This window comes from Paenibacillus sp. J22P218 (assembly GCF_056269195.1).
Genome location: NZ_JBWDNL010000013.1, coordinates 1 through 21,745, shown reverse-complemented (window position 1 = coordinate 21,745; position 21,745 = coordinate 1). Strand labels below are relative to the sequence as shown.

Below are 21,745 nucleotides of genomic sequence, written 5' to 3'. Positions count from 1 at the left end.
TATAGAAAGCCGCATACCGCCTTCGTTACACAAGCGACAGGCAGATCAGCGGTTGAGCCGACCTGCCTGTTGCTTGTGCAGCGAAAGCAAAAAAAAGCAGGCTGCGCCGTATGATGACGGCGCAAGCCGTTTCAATCTTGTTTCAACTGTTGCTTACAGCCATTCAATCTCGATTTCGTGAGTAGCGTTATACAGTCCGAATACCGAAACGGAGATTTTTGCTTTGGCATTTACACTGAAATCATCAATAGGGAACGTGTAATAGATCACGCCGCCCGATGTCGAACCAGTGAAAGGGGTATAGCTGGAACCTCCGTCATAGGAGATGCTTAATCCGTTGATGCTGTACAACAACGAAGTTGTGAATCCGAGTGTCACCGTTTCGCCGTCGCTGGCGATCGAAGCAGGTTTAACGGCATAACCGTCGGCTGTTGAAGTTTCAGTCGGATTAGCAGCTTTGACGAGTCGGAAGTTTTGATCGGTCGCAGCGGAAGCAGAACCAACAATTAGGACAAGGGACATTACAAGAGCTAGAAGCAGAGTAGGCAAGCCTTTTTTCAAAGTGAATTTCATGGATATCAGTCTCCTTTGATTTGAAATAAGTATTTTACTAAAACAATGATGCGTTAACGGCAACGATCGTTTGGTACTGCCCACTCATGGATGGGCTTGAATTCCCCCTCGACAAGCAGAATCATGCAGATGGCGAAGCTATAGAGATACTAAGATGCCAAGATAATGATAATCATTATCGCTACTGATGCAAAAAAAATTTCTGTTCCCTAAGTACGGACGCACCGGTATACGTGCCGTTCTTCTCTCTCAGAAAGCGTCCGGCGTGTACATCGCCTTAGACAAACTAAATTTTACAGCCCGTTTATGAACGGAGCGTGAACATTAAATTACAATTTTCACCACGACAGGAGGGAGGTTACAGGGAACATCTTACAGTTGGTGAAACTGTAATCTGGAATTCATGCTCCGTTCACAATGCGCAAGTAAAATCCTCGTGAAGCCATTAATGATAATCTCTCTCAATGTCGGGGGAAATCGGAGGGTCATGCATTTTGAAGTCGGCAACAAAAGAAAAGAATTCAACACTAAGGCATCCAAGGAAATGGAAGTTGCTGATGATCGGAGCTGCGGCAGCTTTAACCATTCTGTCAGGCTGCGGCGCAGGTGCAAAGAACGGGAGCGATTCTGTAGGCAAGATCGTGCTGACGGACTTCGCAGACAGGAAAGTATCATTCTCGGAAGCTCCTAGCCGCATCGTCTCACTTGGCAATGGGGAAGTCGATATTGTATATGCGCTGGGCGGCGTTGTAGTGGGCAGACCTGAGGATAACGATGGTCTCCTGAATGAGCAGGTCAAGGATGTGCCGATTGTCGGATACGTCCATACGGTCGATCTGGAGAAGATCGCATCACTCAAACCCGATGTCGTATTAGGCAATTATCCTATTAATAACAACGATGTTCCTCTAATCGAGGGAATGGGATCTAAGATCGTTCTGACGGAAGCGAATTCGATTGAGGATATTAAGAAGCAAATCGAGCTGTTCGGTAAGCTGCTAGAACACGAAACGAAGGCGAAGGAGCTTCTAGCTAAGCTGGAGGATGAGCTCGGAAGTCTGAAGAGCGTGCAGCACGAAGACGGCAGACGTGTGCTGATGGTATATGGAGCGCCAGGCACTTACCTCGCAGCGCTGCCGAGTTCGCTCGCTGGTAACTTGCTGGAGACAGCAGGTGGTAAGAATATGGCGGCTGAGTTCCCTCGTCTGCAAAACTATCCGCATTATGCGCAGTTAAATACGGAGCGCGTAGTTGAAGCGAATCCAGACGTCATCATGATCATGACGCATGGCAATTCGGAGGAAGTTCAGGAAGGGTTTGTCCGTGAGATGGAAGGCAATCCGGCTTGGAACTCGTTGTCCGCCGTTCGCGAGGGTCGCATCCATGTGCTCCCGGCAGAGCTGTTCGGCACGAATCCGGGTACCCGCGTAGCGGAAGCGGTTAAGCTGCTGACGGAGCTGCTGGAGCCATGAGCATGAAGGAGCGAAGGAATCGAAGACGGTGGCTTGGCATCGCGTCCGGACCGCTGCTCATCGTCTCGGCCATATATGGAATTGGCAGCGGTTCGGTGTCGATCTCGATAGCGGACATATGGCAAACGCTGTTCGGCGCAGGCGACACCGCGCACGAAGCGATTATTTGGAACCTGCGTTTGCCGCGGGTGCTAATCGGGCTGCTGGTAGGCGCATGCTTAGCCGCCTCGGGAGCATTGCTTCAAGGAGTTATGCGCAATCCGCTTGCAGATCCCGGCATCGTCGGCGTATCCGCAGGCGGCGGCGTGGCTGCGGTGATCGCACTGGTGCTTTTCCCGCAATTCGCTTACCTGCTTCCAGGATTTGCCTTCGCAGGAGCACTGCTCTCGTCCTTAATCATTTATTTACTGGCGTGGGACGGCAGCAGCTCTCCGGTGAAGATCGTACTGGCGGGCATTGCTGTAAATGCATTGCTAGGCGGTGTAATGAACGGCATCATGGTGCTGAACAGTGACCGGATTCAGAGTGTAATTCCATGGCTGGCAGGAGGCTTGAGCGGCAGAAGCTGGCCTCATCTGCAATTCATGCTGCCGTATGCCGCAATCGGGCTGCTGCTTGTTCCATTCGCAGCAAAGACGACGAACTTGCTCATGCTGGGCGATCAATCCGCTTCGTCACTCGGCCAGCATGTAGAGCGTCAGCGCTTCCTAATTGTCGTGCTTGCTTCGTTGTTAGCAGGTGCGGCAGTCAGCGTCGCAGGGCTGGTCGGATTTGTCGGGTTAATCGTACCTCATGCCGTACGCCTTCTGATCGGAGACGACTACCGTTATTTGTTACCGTATTCGATCGTCGGCGGAGCCTCTCTTATGGTCATAGCCGATACAGCGGCGAGAAGCTGGTTTGATCCGATTGAACTGCCAGCAGGCATTTTGCTCGCATGCATTGGAGCACCATTTTTCCTAATGCTGCTGAAGAAGAGGAGGCTGATCCGCTAGATGTCGCTAGAGATAAGGGATTTAATCTACAAGCAAGAACGATTCGAGCTTCATTCGATTACCGAGACGATACCGAAAGGGAAAATAACGGCGATCGTGGGGCGCAACGGCTCCGGCAAGTCGACACTGCTTCGTCTTCTCGCTAGAACGATCAAGCCTAACGGGGGAGACATTCAGTACGACGGGCGTCAAGGCGACGAATATTCTAGGAAAGCATTCGCTAGAATGGTTGCCGTGCTCGCGCAGGAGAAAAGCCACTTGCCGGACATGACGGTACGGGAGCTTGTCGCTATGGGCCGCGCGCCGCGCCAGTCGGCATTTCGCAGCCGCTTGTCGCAGGAAGACGAGACTGCAGTAACCTGGGCGCTCACGACTGTGGGCATCAGCCACAACGAGGACCGAATGTTCCATACGTTATCCGGTGGCGAGCAGCAGAAAGCTAGAATCGCGATGGCTCTTGCCCAAGAGGCGGACATCCTGCTGCTTGACGAGCCGACGACGTATTTGGATATGTCGCATCAGCTTGAGCTGATGGAGATGCTGCGGGCTTTGAACCGCAAGCTGGGGCTGACGATCGTGATGGTGCTGCATGATTTGCAGCAAGCGGCGGCTTACGGCGATTATTTGATCGCGATGGAGGACGGCAGCGTAGCGGCAAGCGGGCCGCCAAAGTCAGTGATTGATGCTCGTTTTATGTTAAGTGTGTTCGGAATAAGAGCCAAGGTGGACCTGCAAGGCACTTATCCTATTATTATGCCAATACCACAATCCGGGGAGGAAACGACAATGGTTATTGTAACGAATGTTTCGCAAATTACGAAGGGTAATGGAGTCAAGCTGATTGAGCGGTTTAACCGCATAGGCAAGGTAGAAGGGATGAAAGGATTTTTGGGTCTCGAAGTCATGCTGACTGAGAACACGAAAGAATACGACGAAGTAACGGTCAGCACGCGATGGGAGAGCAAAGCAGACTTCCAAGCGTGGACGCGCAGCGAAGCTTTCCGCGAGTCGCATTCCCACCGCGAGACGCCGGAATATATCATCAACAACAAAATTGCTTTCTACGATGTAAAAATCGTTCGAAATCCGCTTCCGGAGGCAGAAGCAGAGGCGGAAGTTCAAAGCGTATAACAGGACTGTGAACGGGCTTACAGGAGTCAGTCGATTGCGGCTCCTGAGGCCCTTTTATATGGAATACAGTCAATAATATAGGCTGAACCAGCCTTCAAACGGGAACGCCTAACAAATTAGTATTGACACAGAAAAGAAAATCTTGGTAGGATATTAATTGATAATAATTATCATTATCATATTATTGAACGGTATGAACTGGAAAGGACGGGGAATTGCATGCATGCAAGAACGAAGATAAGCGGCCTACTCGCCGCATTATGGATAGTATTGCTCTTATTGCCGGCGAATCTATATGCCGCAGGGGAGCTTGCGGATGGAACCTATACTGCGGATTATCTCATTTTACAGGCGGAGAATGATTCGGTCTCCATGGCGAATGATTATTGGGAGAAGCCGGCTAAGGTGACGATCAAGGATGGTAAAGCGACAGTTCGCGTGACGATCAATCACAGCTTCTGGGTGACCGAATTCAAAGTACCGGGAAGCGGCGGAGGATATGTGGACACGAAGCTGATCAGCTCGAACAAAAAAGCAGATACGCGGCAGGTTGAGTTCACCGCCGATATTACAAAGCCGATAGTGTCTAAAATTCACGTGACGGTTGAAGATATCGATTACGACCATGATTATACGATTCGTTTCGTGTTCGATCAGGAGAGCTTCAAGCTTGTCAAAGGCGCTGAACCTGCGGCAACGCAGAAACCAACGGCGAAACCAACGGCGAAACCGACGACGGCACCGACTAGCACATCGACGGAGAAGCCTGCGGTGACCGGAGAGTCGGCAGCAGAGAAGCCGGAGCAAAGCAGCAAGCCTGAGAGTACAACTAAAGCTTCTGACCAATCAACAACGGTGCCGTTGGAGGCTGCCAAACCAAGCGAGACAGTAGGATCAGCGCCGTCCTCCACGGATAAGACAACTGCTAATGAGGGTGCTGTCGAGGCAGAGCCGTCTCCTGCCGAGGAGCAGGTCCCAGCGGATAAAGGCGAAGCTGGCATTGAGGCCGAGAATACGACTGACGAAGCGGGAGAAGCAGAGTCGTCCGTTGACGGTGAAGCTCAGTTGGCCGATGCATCCGCAGAAGAAGGCGAATCGGTGCAAGCACTTGCCGCCGGCGACGCGGCCGATGCGCCTGAAGCGGATAGCGGCAGCAAGAGCTTCAAATGGTGGACACCGCTTGGAGCGGTACTTATTTTGATTGTAGGTGCGATTTATATTTGGAGAAGAAGGGCTCATTGAGTTGGTAATAGGGAAATGGCCAAATAGGGCCCAGGAGGATTGGATCAATGGTAATTCAAGTAGGTAAGCTGGCGGTTCTAATCGCCCTCTGCTTGCTGGCATTGACGGGATGCGGTGATACGTCTGCTCCCGCGAACGGGAATTCGTCTCCTTCGCCAGTCGCAACGAAGGAGACGGGAGTATCGGAAGAGCATCGGATCGTCTCCACGACAGTCGCGATCACGCAAATTATGGATTTGCTTGAGATCGATCTCGTCGGCGTTCCCAAGAGCGTGAAGACGTTGCCGGAACGATATGATGAAGTGACAAAGGTCGGCAATCCCATGAGTCCGGACATGGAGATCGTAAAGTCGTTGAAGCCGACCGAGGTGCTTTCGGTGACGACGCTGCAATACGATCTGGAGCCCGTGTTCGAGAATGCGAATATCGATGCGACTTTCCTAGACTTGACCAGTCTGGAACGCATGCAGGCAGAGATATTGAAGCTGGGCGAGAAGTACGGCAAGCAGGAGAAAGCGGCAGCCGTTGTGAGCGATTATAATTCGACGCTGGAGCAGATTCGTAAGGCAACGGAAGGGAAAGAAAAGCCGTCGGTGCTAATCTTGCTAGGGGTACCAGGAAGCTATTTGGTTGCGACGGAGCATTCCTATATCGGGGATTTGGTTCAATTGCTAGGCGGAGTCAATATCGCACAAGGCGAGAAGGTCGAGTTTCTTGCATCGAATACGGAGCACTTGCAACAGGCGAATCCGGACGTTATTTTGCGCGCGGCTCACGGAATGCCGGAGGAAGTCGTTAAGATGTTCGATGAGGAATTCAAGAAAAACGATATTTGGCATCACTTCAAGGCGGTTCAGACAGGACGCGTCTACGATCTGGAGGAACGACTGTTCGGAACGACGGGCAACCTGGCCGTAGGGGAAGCATTGGAAGCGCTGCTCCCGATGCTTTACCCTGATCAGCCGTAAAGGAATGTGAACGATGACGATAACGAACATAGAAGCGAAAAAAAACGCGATCGATCAAGGCAGGAGAAGAGCAAAAGCGAAACCGTACGGTACGCTCATCATCGTCGCCTTCTTGCTCATAGGTCTGGCCTTGTATTCTGCGATGACTGGCAGCATCAAGGTGTCGTTCGGCGAATTGATCAGCGGTTTGATCCATGGCATGAACGAGCACGTTGAGATTATTAAGGATTTGCGCTTTCCTCGCATTCTTGTCTCCATGCTGTCCGGTGCGGCTCTCGCTGTATCCGGAGCGCTGTTGCAGGCTGTGATGAAAAACGCGCTCGCCGAACCCGGTATTATCGGTATTTCATCCGGAGCGGGACTCGTATCGATTACGGTCGTGACGGTGTTCCCGATGCTCTACTTCTGGTCTCCGCTGTTTTCCGTTCTGGGCGGCGCGCTGGCTTGCTATCTGGTTTATTCGCTCTCTTGGCGTACCGGTTTGAATCCGCTCCGGCTTATTCTGGTGGGCATCGCTATCAATGCGACATTCACCGGGCTCGGACAATCTTTTAATTATCGAGGGAGTTATGCGGTAACAAGCGTCAACCAAGCGATATCTTCTATTTTCACGATGAAAACATGGGAGGATGTCCACATTCTCGGTCTATTCGGCGGGATTGGATTGCTCCTCGCTTTGACGCTGGGAGGCTGGTGCAACATGCTGTCCTTCAACGACGAGACGGCGCGCAATCTGGGCCTTCGCGTCGTGCGCGTCAGACTGCTCATCTCGGCGGTCGCTGTATTGCTTGCTTCTGTTGCAACCGCGATTGGCGGACTGATCATGTTCGTTGGTTTGCTGGTTCCGCATATCGGCCGAGTGCTGGTCGGTTCGAACTATAAGCTGCTCATTCCGTTCTCGGCGCTCGGGGGGGCTCTGCTTGTCCTTGCAGCGGATACGATCGGAAGGACGGTGCTGGCTCCTGCGGAAATACCAGCTTCTATTATAATGGCGGTGATCGGGGGTCCGTTTCTCATCATTATGCTGAAGAGAAGCGACAAGCTCTACAAATAGGCAGTCGGCTATGGCAGCAGTCCTGCAAAAAGGAGGTTTGGAACACGCATGAAGCAATTGCTTATTACGGACGACGACTACAATAGCCGTGCTTTGCTTGGCCACTATATGACCAAAGAAGGCTTCCGGGTGCTGGAAGCGCAGAATGGCCGAGAAGCGATGCACGTGCTCGAGAATCAGACGGTAGACCTTGTCATTATGGATATTATGATGCCGGAAGTGGACGGTCTCACGCTCTGTGAATATACGAGAAAAAACTTTGATATTCCTATTATCATTTTATCCGCCCGGGACCAGCTTAGCGACAAGGAGCTAGGCTACTTAAGCGGAACGGATGACTATGTGACGAAGCCATTCGAGCTTCCGGAGCTGTTGTTCCGGGTCAAAGCATTGTTTCGACGCTATTCCTTCGCCTCCAGCGACAAAATCAGACTGCACAGGCTTGTCATCGATCGGAAAAATTATGAGGTCATTGACGGCGACGAGGTGCTGCTGCTCCCGCTGAAGGAGTTCGAGCTGCTGGCGCAGTTGGCGGAATATCCTGGCCGGGTCTTCTCTCGGGATGAGCTGATCCATCTCATTTGGGGCTCCGATTATGTCGGCGATGAACGGACGGTTGACGTACATATCAAGCGGCTGCGCAAACGGTTCGCGGAGGGCGGAAGCAGCTTTAACATTCATACGATTAGGGGCGTCGGCTATAAGCTTGAGGTGCTGGCGTAATGCGCTCGCTTTATTTTCGCGTTTTCCTCATCACGCTCTATACGATTCTGATCAGCAGCTTCCTCGGCTTCTTTATTGCTAACGTGTATTATCATTGGTCTCTCAAACCCTATCAGGACGAGAAGCTGTTCGGCACGGTCAGTCAATTGAAAGCTCTTATCGAGCAGCATCCAGAGGCTATGGGCGATGCGCTAAGCATGTCTGCCGCGTTAGGATACCAGCTCTATGTCTATGATGAAGCGGGAAACGATCTGTTTTACGGGAGACATTTCTCGAGAAAGGATCTTCCGGATGACGTCAAGATGCGCGTACTGGACGGAGCGGAGTTCCACGGTATCGCTAACTTTCCGAACAAGGCGTTCGCTTCGGGTTACTTTGACAATCGACTCAGCAATACGGTGGGCGTACACGTATCGGCGGGAGCTGAGAGATACGCTCTTTTCCTGCGCCACGACAGCAACGTGCAATTTGACGAGCTTCGCACGTTCTTTCTATTTATGTTCGTGCTGACGGTCGTATTCAGCGTGCCCTACTTCATGGTTAGCACACGTTACCTGGTGCAGCCGATCGTACAGCTCAAGGAAGCGACGAAACGGCTCGCGCAAGGGCAATATAAGCTCCGCTTGCCAACCAAGCGGAAGGATGAGATCGGGGAATTGGCGAACCATTTTCAAATCATGAGTCTGGAGCTTGAACGCGCCGACCTTCGCACGAAGGAGTTCGTCGCGAACGTCTCGCATGAAATCCATTCGCCGCTCGCTTCGATTCAGGGTTATGCCGATTCATTGCTGAGCGAAGAGATGGAACCTGCCAGCGTTCGTGGGCATGCCGCTATTATCGGACAAGAGACGCGGCATCTTGCAACATTAAGCAGGCAGCTCCTGCTGCTCTCAACGCTGGATCATTCCGAGCAGACAACGGAGAAGGGAAGGTTCCCGCTAAAGCCTCAGCTGCGGCAGACGCTTCAATTGCTGGAGTGGCAGTTGGCGGAGAAGGAAATCGCGGTGCGGCTGCTGGTGTCCTCTGGCCTGCACGTATACGGAGACGAAGTGCTGCTTATGCAGGTATGGTCGAACCTGCTCTCCAATGCGGTCAAATATATACCGGCGGGTCGCTCCATTCAAGTTCAGGCATTTGTCGAGGAAGGCGGTTGCGTCATCCGTATAGCCGATACGGGTAACGGCATACCGGAGGAGCAATTGCCGTATATTTATGACCGTTTCTACCGGGGAGACAAAGCGAGGGAGCGGAAGTCGGGCAGTACTGGACTAGGCCTATCCATTGTGCAGCGCATTGTGATTCTGCATGGCGGAACGATCGCTGTGGAGAGCAGGACGGGGGAAGGAACGGCATTTACGGTGAGATTGCCGGTTGAATAAGCTTTGATTGTGGGGCGGGTTGCCCTGAATAGGTATAAATAATGCCGGAGCGCACCAAGCTAGATACTAGCGGTGCGCTTCGGTTTTTCGTTGAAATATAGGACCGAATCTAAGGTGAAATCGAATCGTCAGAAAATTTAAACTTTGTGACTTGACCCGAGGAATATTTTGAGTATAATGAAGTTAAAGTCAAAGAAAGTCAAAGTCAATAAACCGTTACGACGGCGATGACAAGCTCCTTTGGCCATGCGTTAGGGAGGTTGGTATTTTGAGAAATATTTCCGATCTCATCGAACAGTATTTGAAGCATATGCTGGACGATAGCGCCGGCGGCGCTGTCGAGATTCAACGAAATGACCTCGCTGACAAGTTTTCTTGCGTACCGTCGCAGATCAACTATGTGATTAGTACCCGGTTTACGCTGGAGAAAGGATACATGGTTGAAAGCAAGCGCGGAGGCGGAGGCTATATCCGAATCCAACGGGTTGATCTTCCGGCACTTAATTCGATTCAGCTCCATTTCGAACAAACGATTGGCGACTGTGTCGATCAGAGTGCGGCAGAAGGCATTATTTATCAGCTTGAGGAAGCAAGACTGGTGACGAGGCGCGAAGCTAATATACTCCGGGCAGCGGTGCAAAGGGAAACCATCGCACTCAAACTGCCGCAGAGGGATGAAATCCGGGCAAGGCTGCTGAAGTCGATGCTCATTTCATTATTAGTCAAGTAGCGCGTACCGGGAGGAGGGATCAGGCTTGATTTGCCAGGAATGCGGTAAGAGGCCGGCTACACTTCATTTTACAAAAATCATCAATGGTGAGAAGACGGAGTTTCACATTTGTGAAAGCTGCGCGAGAGAGAAGGGCGAAGGCATACCGGGCTCACCGAATAGCTTCTCGATTCATAGCCTGCTGTCAGGCCTTCTTGACTTCGAATCGACTGGCGGTCACAACTTCGCAAATCAGCAGCATGCGATTCGATGTGAGGAATGCGGTCTTACGTATACGCAGTTCAGCAAGATCGGAAGATTCGGCTGCAGCGCCTGCTACCAGCAGTTCGCCGATAAGCTTGATCCATTGCTGAAGCGGGTTCATGGCAGTACGGTCCATATGGGGAAAATTCCGAAGCGTTCAGGCGGTCAAATTCAGTGCAAGCGGGAGATCGAACAGCTTCGGCGCGATCTGCAAGCGCAGATTGAGCAAGAGGAGTTCGAAAGCGCAGCGAAGCTGCGTGACCGGATCCGCGAGCTGGAACGCAAGATAGCGGATCTGTAGACGCTGTACGTACGCTGTAAGCTGGCATGGAAGGAGGAAAGCTCTCTTGGCGAAGCATCGATTCACACAAGATGCATTAAGCGATTGGATGAAGAGCGGAGGCCCCGAAACCGAGGTCGTCATCAGCAGCAGAGTCCGAGTCGCTCGCAACTTGCGACATCATCCGTTCCCGATGCTGGCCACGAACCAGCAATCGAAGGAAGTGATGGAGCAGCTCACCGAGGTAGGCGAATCCGGCAAGTTAAGCGATATAGGGCAATTCGAGACGGTATTGTTATCCGATCTTAGCGAGCTCGATAAGCGGGTACTTGTGGAGAAGCATCTCATTAGCCCGAATTTGGCCAATGAGTCGCGAGGCGGGGCTGTTTTACTCAATCATGATGAATCAGTCAGCATAATGATTAACGAAGAAGATCATTTGCGCATTCAATGTTTATATCCAGGTTTCCAGATCCAGGAGGCATGGGCATTGGCCAGCGGAATTGACGATATTTTTGAAGCGGAGGCGGATTACGCCTTCGATGAGAAACGCGGTTACTTAACGTCTTGTCCGACGAATGTCGGAACGGGCATACGGGCGTCGGTCATGATGCATTTGCCGGCGTTGGTGCTGACTCAGCAGATTAACCGTATTTTATCAGCGGTAACGCAGGTCGGCTTGGCCGTTAGAGGATTGTACGGCGAGGGCAGCGAAGCGCTCGGTAATTTGTTTCAAATCTCGAACCAAATTACGCTCGGACAATCGGAGAGCGAGATTATTGATAACTTGCATGGCGTAGCCAAGCAGATCATCGAGCATGAGAAGGCGGCGCGCAGGCGGCTTCTCGAGGAATCAAAGCTTCGCATCCAGGATCGAGTAAGCCGTTCTTACGGCATCTTGTCCCACGCTGCGATTATGGATTCCAAGGAAGCGGCGCAGCGGCTGTCGGATGTGAGGCTTGGCGCAGATCTCGGATTATTGCCGAGCGTTACGCCGCAAGTATTGAATGAATTATTGGTTATGACTCAGCCCGGATTCCTTCAACAGACTTTCAATGAGAAGATGAATCCGGAACAGAGGGACTATAGGAGAGCTGAACTCATACGCAAGCAATTGCGTGGGGAAACCGAGCATGGGGGTGCGTGGATATGATGTTTGGACGGTTTACGGAACGAGCGCAGAAGGTGCTCGCATTGGCGCAAGAGGAAGCAGTGCGGCTTGGACATAACAATATCGGCACGGAGCATATTTTACTCGGTCTTATCCGCGAAGGGGAAGGCATTGCGGCTAAGGCGCTGATCGGGCTGGGACTTGGACTTGAGAAAATTCAAGACGAAGTAGAAGCATTGATCGGACGCGGCCAAGAGCAGCCTAATAATATTGCTTATACGCCGCGTGCTAAGAAAGTGATCGAATTGTCGATGGACGAAGCGAGAAAGCTTGGCCACACGTACGTGGGTACGGAGCATATCCTGCTCGGTCTCATTCGTGAAGGGGAAGGCGTAGCGGCTCGCGTGCTTAATAATCTGGGCATTAGCCTGAACAAAGCGCGTCAACAAGTGCTGCAGCTGCTTGGCAGCAGCGAAGCGGTATCGAGCAACCACGGTTCGCCTGCTAACGTAAGCACGCCGACGCTTGACGGTCTTGCTAGAGACCTTACGGCCTATGCGAAGGAAGGCAACCTTGATCCGGTTATCGGACGAAGCAAAGAAATCGAGCGCGTCATTCAAGTGCTCAGCCGCCGTACGAAAAATAATCCGGTCCTCATCGGTGAGCCTGGTGTTGGTAAGACGGCGATCGCCGAAGGGCTCGCTCAGAAGATCATCGCGAACGAAATTCCGGAAACACTGCGCGACAAGCGCGTTATGACGCTTGATATGGGCTCCGTTGTAGCCGGAACCAAATATCGCGGCGAGTTCGAGGATCGCTTGAAAAAGATCATGGACGAAATTCGCCAAGCCGGCAATATCATCCTGTTCATCGATGAGCTGCACACGCTGATCGGCGCAGGCGGCGCGGAAGGCGCGATTGATGCCTCCAATATCCTGAAGCCAGCGCTTGCGCGCGGCGAGCTGCAGTGCATCGGGGCTACGACGCTGGATGAGTATCGCAAGTACATCGAGAAGGATGCAGCGCTTGAACGCCGCTTCCAACCGATTACAGTCGATCAACCGTCGCCGGAAGAGGCGATTCAAATCCTTCACGGACTGCGTGACCGTTACGAGGCGCATCACCGCGTGAAAATTACGGACGATGCGATCGTTCAAGCGGTTAAGCTGTCGGACCGCTATATTACGGATCGCTTCCTGCCGGACAAAGCCATTGACCTTATTGACGAAGCAAGCTCCAAAGTAAGGCTGAACTCTTACACGGTACCGCCGAATTTGAAGCAGCTTGAGAACCGTCTTGAAGATATCCGCAAGGAGAAGGATGCAGCCGTTCAAAGCCAAGAGTTCGAGAAAGCGGCAGCGCTTCGCGATACGGAACAGAAGATTCGCGAAGAGCTCGACGTAACGAAGAACCAATGGAAAGAGAAACAAGGCCGCACCGATTCCGAGGTAACGCCGGAAGATATCGCTCAGATCGTAGCAAGCTGGACCGGCATTCCAGTCAACAAGCTGGCTGAAGAAGAGACCGAGCGTCTGCTGAAAATGGAATCGATCCTTCATGACCGCGTTATCGGTCAAGAGGAAGCCGTTAAGTCGGTATCCCGCGCGATCCGTCGTGCTCGCGCAGGTCTGAAAGATCCGAAACGTCCGATCGGCTCGTTCATCTTCCTAGGACCTACTGGGGTAGGTAAGACGGAGCTGGCGCGCGCGCTTGCAGAAGCGATGTTCGGCGACGAGAATGCGGTTATCCGCATCGATATGTCGGAATACATGGAGAAGCATTCGACTTCAAGACTCGTCGGTGCGCCTCCAGGATATGTAGGCTACGAAGAGGGCGGTCAGCTCACAGAGAAGGTTCGCCGCAAGCCGTATTCGGTTGTCTTGCTTGACGAGATCGAGAAAGCACATCCGGAAGTATTCAACATCCTGCTTCAAGTGCTTGAGGATGGTCGTCTGACCGACTCCAAGGGCCGCGTCGTTGACTTCCGCAACACGCTCATTATTATGACGTCCAACGTCGGCGCTGACCAAATCAAGAAAAATTCGTCGCTCGGCTTTACGGCCGTGCAGGATGCGGGCAGAGACTTCTCGCTGATGAAAGACAAAGTAATGGCTGAGCTTAAGAAAAGCTTCCGTCCGGAGTTCTTGAACCGGATCGACGAGAGCATCGTGTTCCACTCGCTGGGCGAGGAGCATATCGCTCAGATCGTAACGCTCATGTCCGACGAGCTTCGCAAGCGTCTGCGCGAGCAAGAGGTCGACTTCGTCTTGACCGACGCCGCGAAAGCATTCCTTGCGAAGGAAGGCTATGATCCGCAATACGGTGCGCGTCCGCTGCGCCGTGCGATTCAGAAGCATATCGAGGACCGTCTCTCCGAGGATCTGCTCATGGGCAATATTCAAAAGGGCGATTCGTTCACGATCGACGAGAAGGATGGCGCGCTGACTGTAACGAAAGCAGCCGTAGCGCCTGTTTCCGAAGAGCCGGCTACGAAATAAGCCTTATAAACGTTAAGAGGTTGAGCAGGGCATAAGCCCTCTCAACCTCTTTTTGTTTTGTAATTCATGCGGGATTTCGGCATCCTATCTCCAGCTTCATCCTCTTTTTCATAATTACATTCTTAGCTAGCCTTCATCCACATGTGGATATCTCGCGGTGAGAAAACCGAATCGAACTTATGCACAATCGGGAATGCTGTGGATGAAGCGTTATTTTATCGGAATCTTAATGGCTAGATCTTCACGAATGTCGGGAACGGGCAGTTTCCACCCAGCGAGATAAAGAGATTTGTCATTTATATCATCCTGCGGCAGCGGCGCATACTCTTGCGTAAACGAATAGGTGCTGCGGTCTACGAGCCTTGTCCCACCAAGCTGTATTATCGGTTGATTGTTAGCGTCCTCGAGCCAGAAGCTGTTTGCCTGAGAGAACGGATCTGATCCTTCCACCGTGTAATGCAAGATCGTTTTGTCAGGCAAAAATTCAACTTGCGTAACGGAAATCGAGCCGATATCCCCTTGCGAGAGGGTAACAGGCAGTTGTTGCCGCGGATCGAATGCGGTTTGACTGCGATCCAATGATTTTCCCGAAGTATCCAGATTATAAGGCTGAATAATGAAATAGTCCGGTATCGTTTCGATGGGGGCAAAGCGAATCCGATAACCCGACTTGTATCGATCTTGTTCATCGGAGTGGAGGTTATCACCTCTGTAGCCGAAAGATTGAAGCTGCTGCCCTTTATCGTCGTAGATGAAGAAGCCTAGTTCCTCTACGGTACGTTTCTCATCCAACTCCGCGTTAATTGCCGTAACGGCAGGCGTCATTGTCACTTTTTTGACCGATAACGTGGTCTCTCCCGATGTAGCACTCGGAGGCGATTCTTCAAAGGAGCGTACCGATATGCCCTCAGTAAGCTTGCTGACAGGGAGACGGAATTTCCAAGAGCCTTTCGTCGTCTGCCAACCTGTTTCGTTCGAATAATGCTGGATGCTTTTCAGCTTCAACGTAAGCTCGAATTGATCGGGAAGAGTGCCGTCCGCTTCGTAATCCAAGTATCCTGTGTATTGATTATCTCCTATTTGTGAAGAGCCGCCGCTGCCGAGCAGCGTTTCTATCGGTTCGCCGTTAATGAGCATATCCGCATCGAGAGACGATACAAAATGGTCTGCCTCAACCGTGTACCCGATCACTAACCGAATGCCGTCGTATAACACCTCGGTAACCGTCATGCGAATCCCTTGATCTTCCGCTGCTTGATTCAGCTTTGTTGCCAAACCTTTCTGTCCGGATAGCTGTAACCCGGCATCGCCGATCATCTCAAAAACCGACCCTATTAGCGGCGTATTTGTTAATGCTTTGGCGATAGTCGGAGAGACGAAGGAAGAACCGACAAGCAGTGCAAGGGATGCAGCGGCTGCCGTAACGCCAATGGCTGCTTTTCGGGGAACACGCTTCCGTTTTTTTAACGATAATAAAGTTTGATCCACACGCGAGCTAACAACTTCCGGGACTGCTTGTGCTGACTCTTTCAATAATCGATTTAATTCAAAATCAAGCTCATGATCATTCATTGGTCATGCTCCTCTCTTGTCTTAAGTAACGAGAAAGCTTCTCCCGAGCGCGAAATAAACGGGATTTGATGGTGCCTTCTGGCAAATCGAGCAATGATGCTATTTCTTTAAGCGGCAGATCTTCCAAATAAAATAGAGTGACGACAATTCGGAGCTCTTCCTCGAGTGATTGTACGGCTTCGCTAAGCCCGTTACGTTGAGTGTCGTGACTGTAAGAGCCGCGGTCGGATATGTCGGCAATCGGTATGACTTGACTGCGATGCTTCAGCATTCGATTGCATTCATTGATCAAGATACGCAGAAGCCAGGTTTTAAAATAGTGGGGCTCGCGTAGAGCATGAATGGACTGAAAAGCTTTCAAGATCGTTTCTTGCAACGCATCAGCGCATTCCGAATCGGTCTTCAGATACGATTTGGCCAGACGGTACATCGACGGCTCGCACGCTTTAATAATGCGGACAAAGGCGTCGTGATTACCTCGCGCAGCGCGAAGAATATCATCCTGCAGAATCATAGTTGGCTTACTCCTTTCGTTTAATTTCTATAGATTAGATAAATGGAGGCGCCAAAAGGTTCACGCATGGAAAAATTGGAATCGGTTAAGATTAATTTACCCTAATCCCTAGTTCCATTCGTAAGCTGAAGCAGTCGGAGAATGAACTTCGCAATTTGTTGACAATGAGAATCATTATCGTATAATAGATATATAAGATTACTTGCAGATAAAGAAGCGGATTTACGCTGCCATATAATGAAACAACTTACTTGAGGAGGCAGGGACATGATCGTCGTTACGAATACGATAAAGGTGAAAAAAGGGCACGGAGAATCGGTTGCGCAGCGGTTTCATCAATCGATAGGCATCGATCTGTCGCCGGGCTTCGTCCGGATGGAAGTGCTGATGGCCGAGCATATCGAGGGGCATGACGAATTGAAGGTAAGCACGACCTGGGAGCAGAAGGAGCACTTCGACGCTTGGGTGAACAGCGATTCCTTCCGCCTCGCCCACGCCCACAAGCGCAAGCCTGAACAAGCAGCAGGAGCTGCCGCCGACGGATCTCCGAGAACATTTGAAAATATAATGCTCGGTTCGCAACTATCGACGCATAGAGTCCTCTTGTCGCGCCATTCTTAAATGCTTCGTCTCATGTGTCCCATAGCTCTTGTCCACCATTGGATAAGAGCTTTTTTGTTGTTCTTTCTCGACTTTCACAACGTTATCCACAAAATACTGTGCACAAGCTGTTCATAATAATGTGGATAAGTCCGATATATAGGATATATACTCCAGTTGTCATTCCGCTTCATCCTCATTATAAAAAGTATTCGATGCGGCCTACGGGGTGCCCGTCTAAGTTGAATGTGGATAATTCGCATATTTCATGAACCTTGCTTCATTATTCAGTGCTTATCATGTGCATATGTGGATGTTGCCATCGCTTTAGAATTATTCACATGTGGATTATTCGGCAGGTTCTCATCTAATCAGGTGTGGATTGTTGCCAAGTTGAAAATAATAACACTAAAGCTGCGCGAGCGGAATAACTTTTCGCATCCTGTGCACAATTTTTTTCGTATAGTATGTGGGTTTATAGTGGCGGGATAAAATGGTAAACTTTATATGTTGGCGTATAAACGCTTAACTAACAGCTTAAGGAGTACAGAATGGCCAAAATAAAAACGAAGTTTGTCTGTACGGAATGCGGTACCGAATCCGCCAAATGGCTCGGAAAATGCCCGGGCTGCCATGCATGGAATTCCATGGTGGAGGAGAAGGAAACGGTCGTTAAGACGCAAGGTGTCGGATTGTCGTCGCTTCATACGAAAGAAAAGCCGCAATCGATCATACATATAGAAAATGGGCAGGAGCCTCGTATTGAAACAAAGATGCTGGAGCTTAACCGCGTGCTTGGAGGCGGCGTCGTTCCAGGCTCGCTCATACTGGTCGGTGGCGATCCCGGCATCGGGAAGTCGACGCTGCTGCTGCAGACCTCTCATGCTTTGGCTGTCAAAGGGCTGAAGGTGCTCTATATCTCAGGCGAGGAATCGGTACGCCAAACACGGCTGCGGGCGGATCGGCTCGGCGCTTTGACGGAAACGCTTTATGTATTGTGCGAGACCAATATGGAGCACATTAACGATGCGATTGATTCACTGCAGCCGGATTTTTTAGTCATTGATTCGATTCAGACGGTATACGATCCGGGCGTTCAATCGGCGCCGGGAAGCGTAGCGCAAGTACGTGAATGTACGGCGCATTTCATGAGAGTTGCGAAAGTTAGAGGTATCGCGACGGTGTTGGTCGGCCATGTAACGAAAGAAGGCGCGATCGCAGGACCGCGGCTGCTGGAGCATATGGTTGACTGCGTCTTGTACTTCGAAGGCGAACGCCATCATACATACCGATTGCTCCGCGCGGTGAAGAATCGCTTCGGATCAACGAACGAGATTGGCATTTTCGAAATGGGAGAAGAGGGGCTGCGGGAAGTATCCAATCCTTCAGAGCTATTCCTCTCCGAACGGCCTCTCGGTGTATCGGGCTCAACGGTAGTAGCCAGCATGGAAGGAACACGGCCTGTTCTCGTCGAGCTCCAGGCACTCGTCGCAACGACGAACTTCCCGTCGCCAAGGCGGATGTCGACCGGTATCGATCATCATCGGATGGCGCTTATCATTGCTGTATTGGAGAAGCGCAACGGGATGTTTCTCCAGACGCAGGATGCGTACTTGAATGTAGCGGGAGGCGTGAAGCTGGATGAACCCGCAGTCGATCTTGCAGCGGCAGTAAGTCTTGCATCAAGCTTCCGCGATGCGCCGACCAAACCGTATGATGTTATATTCGGAGAGGTCGGCCTAACCGGTGAGGTGCGTGCGGTATCGCGGGCGGAGCAGCGGGTGAAGGAAGCGGAGAAGCTTGGTTTCAAAAGAGTCATTATGCCGGAGAAGAGCCTCAAGGGTTGGAAAGCGCCCGAGGGCATAGAAATTATCGGCGTCAGCACGGTGGCGGAAGCACTTAAGGCAGCGCTTGGATAGGGGGCAAACGATGAAAGAACCTACACAGCTCGAAGTTATGAATCAATTGTTGCAGTTAGTCGCGCCAGGCACCCCATTTCGCGAAGGGCTCGAGAATGTGCTTCGCGCCAAGACAGGAGCATTGATTGTTGTCGGCTACAGTCCGGAAGTGATGGAGGTTGTAGACGGGGGGTTCTCCATTAATTGCGACTTCTCGTCGAATTACTTATATGAACTGGCGAAGATGGACGGCGCCATTATTATGAGCGAGGATATGCGTCGAATCCTGTATGCGAACACCCAGCTCATCCCGAACAGCTCTATTCCGTCCATTGAAACGGGCATCCGTCATCGTACAGCGGAGCGGGTTGCGAAGCAGACCGGAAAGTTGGTCGTATCCATCTCGCAAAGGCGTAACGTCATTACCTTGTATCAGGGCAATCTTCGTTATTCGCTTAAGGACATGGGCGTCATTCTGACGAAGGCGAACCAAGCTATTCAAACGTTGGAGAAATACAAGGCGGTACTTAGCCAATCGTTCACGAACTTGTCGGCGCTGGAATTCGAGGAGCTCGTTACGCTCCAAGAAGTCGCTCACGTTATTCAGCGCGTGGAGATGGTATTGCGCGTTAAGATGGAAATTAAGCGATACGTCAATGAGCTTGGCACAGAGGGTCGATTAATCAGCATGCAAATGGATGAATTGATCGGTGGCGTTGAAGAGGACGCATGGTACTTGCTGAAGGATTACGCCAAAGACAATTCCGATGAGAAGATACGCGAAATAAGAGCAGGTCTTAAGAAGCTCAGCTCGGATGAATTGTTGGATGCTCCGCCTATCGTTCGCTTGATCGGCTACTCGCATACGAACAACATGTCCGACGAGGCGGTATCGCCGCGCGGTTACCGGCTGCTGAACAAGATTCCGAGGCTGCCGATCATTATAATGAACAATTTGGTCGAGCGTTTCGGCCGATTGCCTCATATTTTGATGGCGACGATCGAAGAATTGGATGAGGTGGACGGCATTGGCGAAGTGCGCGCCCGCGCCATTAAAGAAGGGCTTAAGCGGATCCAAGAGCAGATGTTCATTGACAGACAAATTTAAATCTCATACAATTGATGGAATGTGGTCCTGTCGCGTAGATATACATTAGTAACAGGTTTTGGGGCATAGTAGAGAAGAGGTGGAAAAGATGATCACAAAGTCGATACCGAGCCTTCTCACGGTGGGGAACTTATTCTTAGGAGTAATCGCCATCATCCTTGTGTTCAACGAAAAACCGGATACGGCAGCAATGATGGTGTTAATCGCCATGCTGCTCGACGGCGTAGACGGACGTGTCGCTCGGGCGCTCAATGCTCAAAGCGAGTTCGGCAAGGAGCTTGATTCGTTATCCGACGTTATTTCGTTTGGCGTAGCGCCTGCTTTTATTATGTACGTGGTCGCATTCCAAGATTTGAGTCCAGCATTGGCCTGGATCGTTACGGCTCTGTTCCCGATTTGCGGAGCACTCAGACTCGCACGATTTAACGTAATTGCAAGCTCGCCGGGTTACTTCATCGGACTTCCGATCCCAGCGGCCGGAGGCGTTCTGGCAACGCTTGCGTTATTTAAGGATGATATAGCGGTATCGATCTTGCTGGCAAGCACGTTGGCGCTTGCGCTATTAATGGTCAGCACCATTAAATATCCGAATTTCAAAAAAGTCGGCATCCCGAGAAGCGCAGTATGGGTCGTACCGATTATCGTAGCGGTCTCGGTCGTATTAGGCCTTTTATTTAAACATCAATTGTCCAAAATCTTGTTCGTACCACTGCTGCTGTACGCCTTGTACGGCCTAAAAAAAAACGTTAGCCGCCGGCCCAAAAAACGCCGAAAGCGCGGAAGCAGACAGGATCAATCGGATGATTCAGTGAAATCCGAACATACAGCATAATTTAGAAATAGAAAAAACCGCCACTGCATCGGAAGCAGATCAGGCGGTTTTTTTTCGTATTGCAACGATAAGGTTGGCGTCGTCTTAATGGCATGCATAATCGACTACGTTAAATTAAATAAGCCAAGCGTCGAGCATTTGTCGTATTCGTCTGCGATTACCTCGTCTAGTTCAATGTTTAGCAGATTGCATAAAGCGGTCATGTAAAACAAATTGCGTCCGAGCTCGGACTTCAGTACGTCCCGGCAATGCTCGCAAACCTCTCCGGAGAGATGGCTTTGCAGCGTTGTTTTCGCATTTTCGAGATCAAGCTCATCCGAGTATTGCTGTTTTTTGGCGTTCAATTCAATGCAGCCGCAATCCGTTACGGCTTTGGATACAGCACGATTCACGGAAGCGCCCGATTGTCCGAACTTTGACATAACGTCTAGCAGGCTTCGGTGTCTAAGCAGTAGTTCAGATACCTGCTGCTGGAACTGATTCAGTGTTGGAGCGCTCATCGATTCCACCTCTATCACCAACCTCTTCGAAAGTAATCTCAATTCCCATTATAAGCCTCAGGGGGGCTGTTTTCAAAATGTGAATTATGAGAAAATTCTGATCGAAGTAATTCAGTGGTGAGCGACCGCGGCTAAAGGTAAATTTTATCGCCAATCAGAATGCACATCTATACGGTTTGACTCTGGATTGATGTGAACATTCTGATGTGGGGAGAAAATTCTGATCGAAGTAATTCAGTGGTGAGCGACCGCGGCTAAAGGTAAATTTTATCGCCAATCAGAATGCACATCTATACGGTTTGACTCTGGATTGATGTGAACA

General features: G+C 50.9%; 20 protein-coding genes. 16 read left to right on the top strand and 4 right to left on the bottom strand.

Annotated elements, in window-relative coordinates:
• Nucleotides 1-153 precede the first annotated feature (153 nt).
• Nucleotides 154-573, bottom strand: coding sequence for a hypothetical protein (locus AC0YN0_RS30950; RefSeq protein WP_475824679.1), 420 nt, complete (start codon nt 571-573; stop codon nt 154-156).
• Between the two features lie 557 nt (nt 574-1,130).
• Between AC0YN0_RS30950 and AC0YN0_RS30945 the strand changes: the two genes are divergently transcribed.
• The 12 genes from AC0YN0_RS30945 to clpC all read left to right on the top strand — a co-directional run bounded on the left by AC0YN0_RS30945 (nt 1,131) and on the right by clpC (nt 14,399).
• Complete coding sequence (locus AC0YN0_RS30945; protein ID WP_475824687.1) at nt 1,131-2,045, top strand: ABC transporter substrate-binding protein; 915 nt, start codon at nt 1,131-1,133, stop codon at nt 2,043-2,045.
• Nucleotides 2,042-3,040: a FecCD family ABC transporter permease gene (locus tag AC0YN0_RS30940; protein WP_337103203.1), complete on the top strand. Its 999-nt coding sequence runs from the start codon at nt 2,042-2,044 to the stop codon at nt 3,038-3,040. Before AC0YN0_RS30945 ends, AC0YN0_RS30940 begins: the two co-directional genes overlap by 4 nt.
• Entirely contained in the window at nt 3,041-4,171 is a 1,131-nt protein-coding gene (gene isdG, locus AC0YN0_RS30935) for a heme oxygenase (protein ID WP_337103204.1), read from the top strand.
• 219 nt (nt 4,172-4,390) lie between these two features.
• Nucleotides 4,391-5,413, top strand: coding sequence for a heme uptake protein IsdC (isdC, locus tag AC0YN0_RS30930; RefSeq protein ID WP_475824678.1), 1,023 nt, complete (start codon nt 4,391-4,393; stop codon nt 5,411-5,413).
• Between the two features lie 47 nt (nt 5,414-5,460).
• Nucleotides 5,461-6,381 carry a heme ABC transporter substrate-binding protein IsdE gene (gene isdE, locus AC0YN0_RS30925; protein ID WP_475824677.1) on the top strand — a complete coding sequence of 307 codons (921 nt, stop codon included), beginning with the start codon at nt 5,461-5,463 and terminating at the stop codon, nt 6,379-6,381.
• A gap of 13 nt (nt 6,382-6,394) precedes the next feature.
• On the top strand, nt 6,395-7,435 hold the full coding sequence (locus AC0YN0_RS30920) for a FecCD family ABC transporter permease (RefSeq protein WP_475824676.1): 1,041 nt from the start codon (nt 6,395-6,397) through the stop codon (nt 7,433-7,435).
• A 48-nt stretch (nt 7,436-7,483) separates the two neighbouring features.
• On the top strand, nt 7,484-8,158 hold the full coding sequence (locus AC0YN0_RS30915; protein ID WP_475824675.1) for a response regulator transcription factor: 675 nt from the start codon (nt 7,484-7,486) through the stop codon (nt 8,156-8,158).
• Entirely contained in the window at nt 8,158-9,537 is a 1,380-nt protein-coding gene (locus AC0YN0_RS30910; protein ID WP_475824674.1) for a sensor histidine kinase, read from the top strand. Before AC0YN0_RS30915 ends, AC0YN0_RS30910 begins: the two co-directional genes overlap by 1 nt.
• Before the next feature lie 268 nt (nt 9,538-9,805).
• On the top strand, nt 9,806-10,267 hold the full coding sequence (locus tag AC0YN0_RS30905) for a CtsR family transcriptional regulator (RefSeq protein ID WP_442050263.1): 462 nt from the start codon (nt 9,806-9,808) through the stop codon (nt 10,265-10,267).
• 25 nt (nt 10,268-10,292) lie between these two features.
• On the top strand, nt 10,293-10,811 hold the full coding sequence (locus AC0YN0_RS30900; RefSeq protein WP_442050264.1) for a UvrB/UvrC motif-containing protein: 519 nt from the start codon (nt 10,293-10,295) through the stop codon (nt 10,809-10,811).
• A 46-nt stretch (nt 10,812-10,857) separates the two neighbouring features.
• Complete coding sequence (locus tag AC0YN0_RS30895) at nt 10,858-11,943, top strand: protein arginine kinase (protein ID WP_475824673.1); 1,086 nt, start codon at nt 10,858-10,860, stop codon at nt 11,941-11,943.
• Nucleotides 11,940-14,399 (top strand): ATP-dependent protease ATP-binding subunit ClpC, encoded by a 2,460-nt coding sequence (clpC, locus tag AC0YN0_RS30890; protein ID WP_475824672.1) that lies wholly within the window; start codon nt 11,940-11,942, stop codon nt 14,397-14,399. Before AC0YN0_RS30895 ends, clpC begins: the two co-directional genes overlap by 4 nt.
• A 210-nt stretch (nt 14,400-14,609) precedes the next feature.
• Here the strand turns inward: clpC and AC0YN0_RS30885 are convergent, their stop codons facing one another.
• A complete protein-coding gene (locus tag AC0YN0_RS30885) occupies nt 14,610-15,971 on the bottom strand; it encodes a DUF4179 domain-containing protein (RefSeq protein ID WP_475824671.1) in 1,362 nt (453 codons plus the stop codon).
• On the bottom strand, nt 15,964-16,485 hold the full coding sequence (locus AC0YN0_RS30880) for a sigma-70 family RNA polymerase sigma factor (RefSeq protein WP_475824670.1): 522 nt from the start codon (nt 16,483-16,485) through the stop codon (nt 15,964-15,966). Before AC0YN0_RS30880 ends, AC0YN0_RS30885 begins: the two co-directional genes overlap by 8 nt.
• A gap of 267 nt (nt 16,486-16,752) precedes the next feature.
• Here AC0YN0_RS30880 and AC0YN0_RS30875 point away from each other — a divergent pair, with 267 nt between their 5' ends.
• From AC0YN0_RS30875 to pssA, 4 genes are all read left to right on the top strand, one after another.
• Nucleotides 16,753-17,106 (top strand): antibiotic biosynthesis monooxygenase, encoded by a 354-nt coding sequence (locus AC0YN0_RS30875; RefSeq protein ID WP_475824669.1) that lies wholly within the window; start codon nt 16,753-16,755, stop codon nt 17,104-17,106.
• 530 nt (nt 17,107-17,636) lie between these two features.
• Nucleotides 17,637-19,004, top strand: a complete 1,368-nt coding sequence (gene radA / locus AC0YN0_RS30870) for a DNA repair protein RadA (protein ID WP_337103217.1) — start codon at nt 17,637-17,639, stop codon at nt 19,002-19,004.
• Nucleotides 19,005-19,014: 10 nt separating this feature from the next.
• Nucleotides 19,015-20,091: a DNA integrity scanning diadenylate cyclase DisA gene (disA, locus tag AC0YN0_RS30865; protein ID WP_337103218.1), complete on the top strand. Its 1,077-nt coding sequence runs from the start codon at nt 19,015-19,017 to the stop codon at nt 20,089-20,091.
• 88 nt (nt 20,092-20,179) lie between these two features.
• A complete protein-coding gene (pssA, locus tag AC0YN0_RS30860; RefSeq protein ID WP_337103219.1) occupies nt 20,180-20,923 on the top strand; it encodes a CDP-diacylglycerol--serine O-phosphatidyltransferase in 744 nt (247 codons plus the stop codon).
• Between the two features lie 104 nt (nt 20,924-21,027).
• Here pssA and AC0YN0_RS30855 read toward each other — a convergent pair whose 3' ends face one another.
• Nucleotides 21,028-21,423: a nucleoside triphosphate pyrophosphohydrolase family protein gene (locus tag AC0YN0_RS30855; protein ID WP_337103220.1), complete on the bottom strand. Its 396-nt coding sequence runs from the start codon at nt 21,421-21,423 to the stop codon at nt 21,028-21,030.
• Nucleotides 21,424-21,745: the final 322 nt, after the last annotated feature.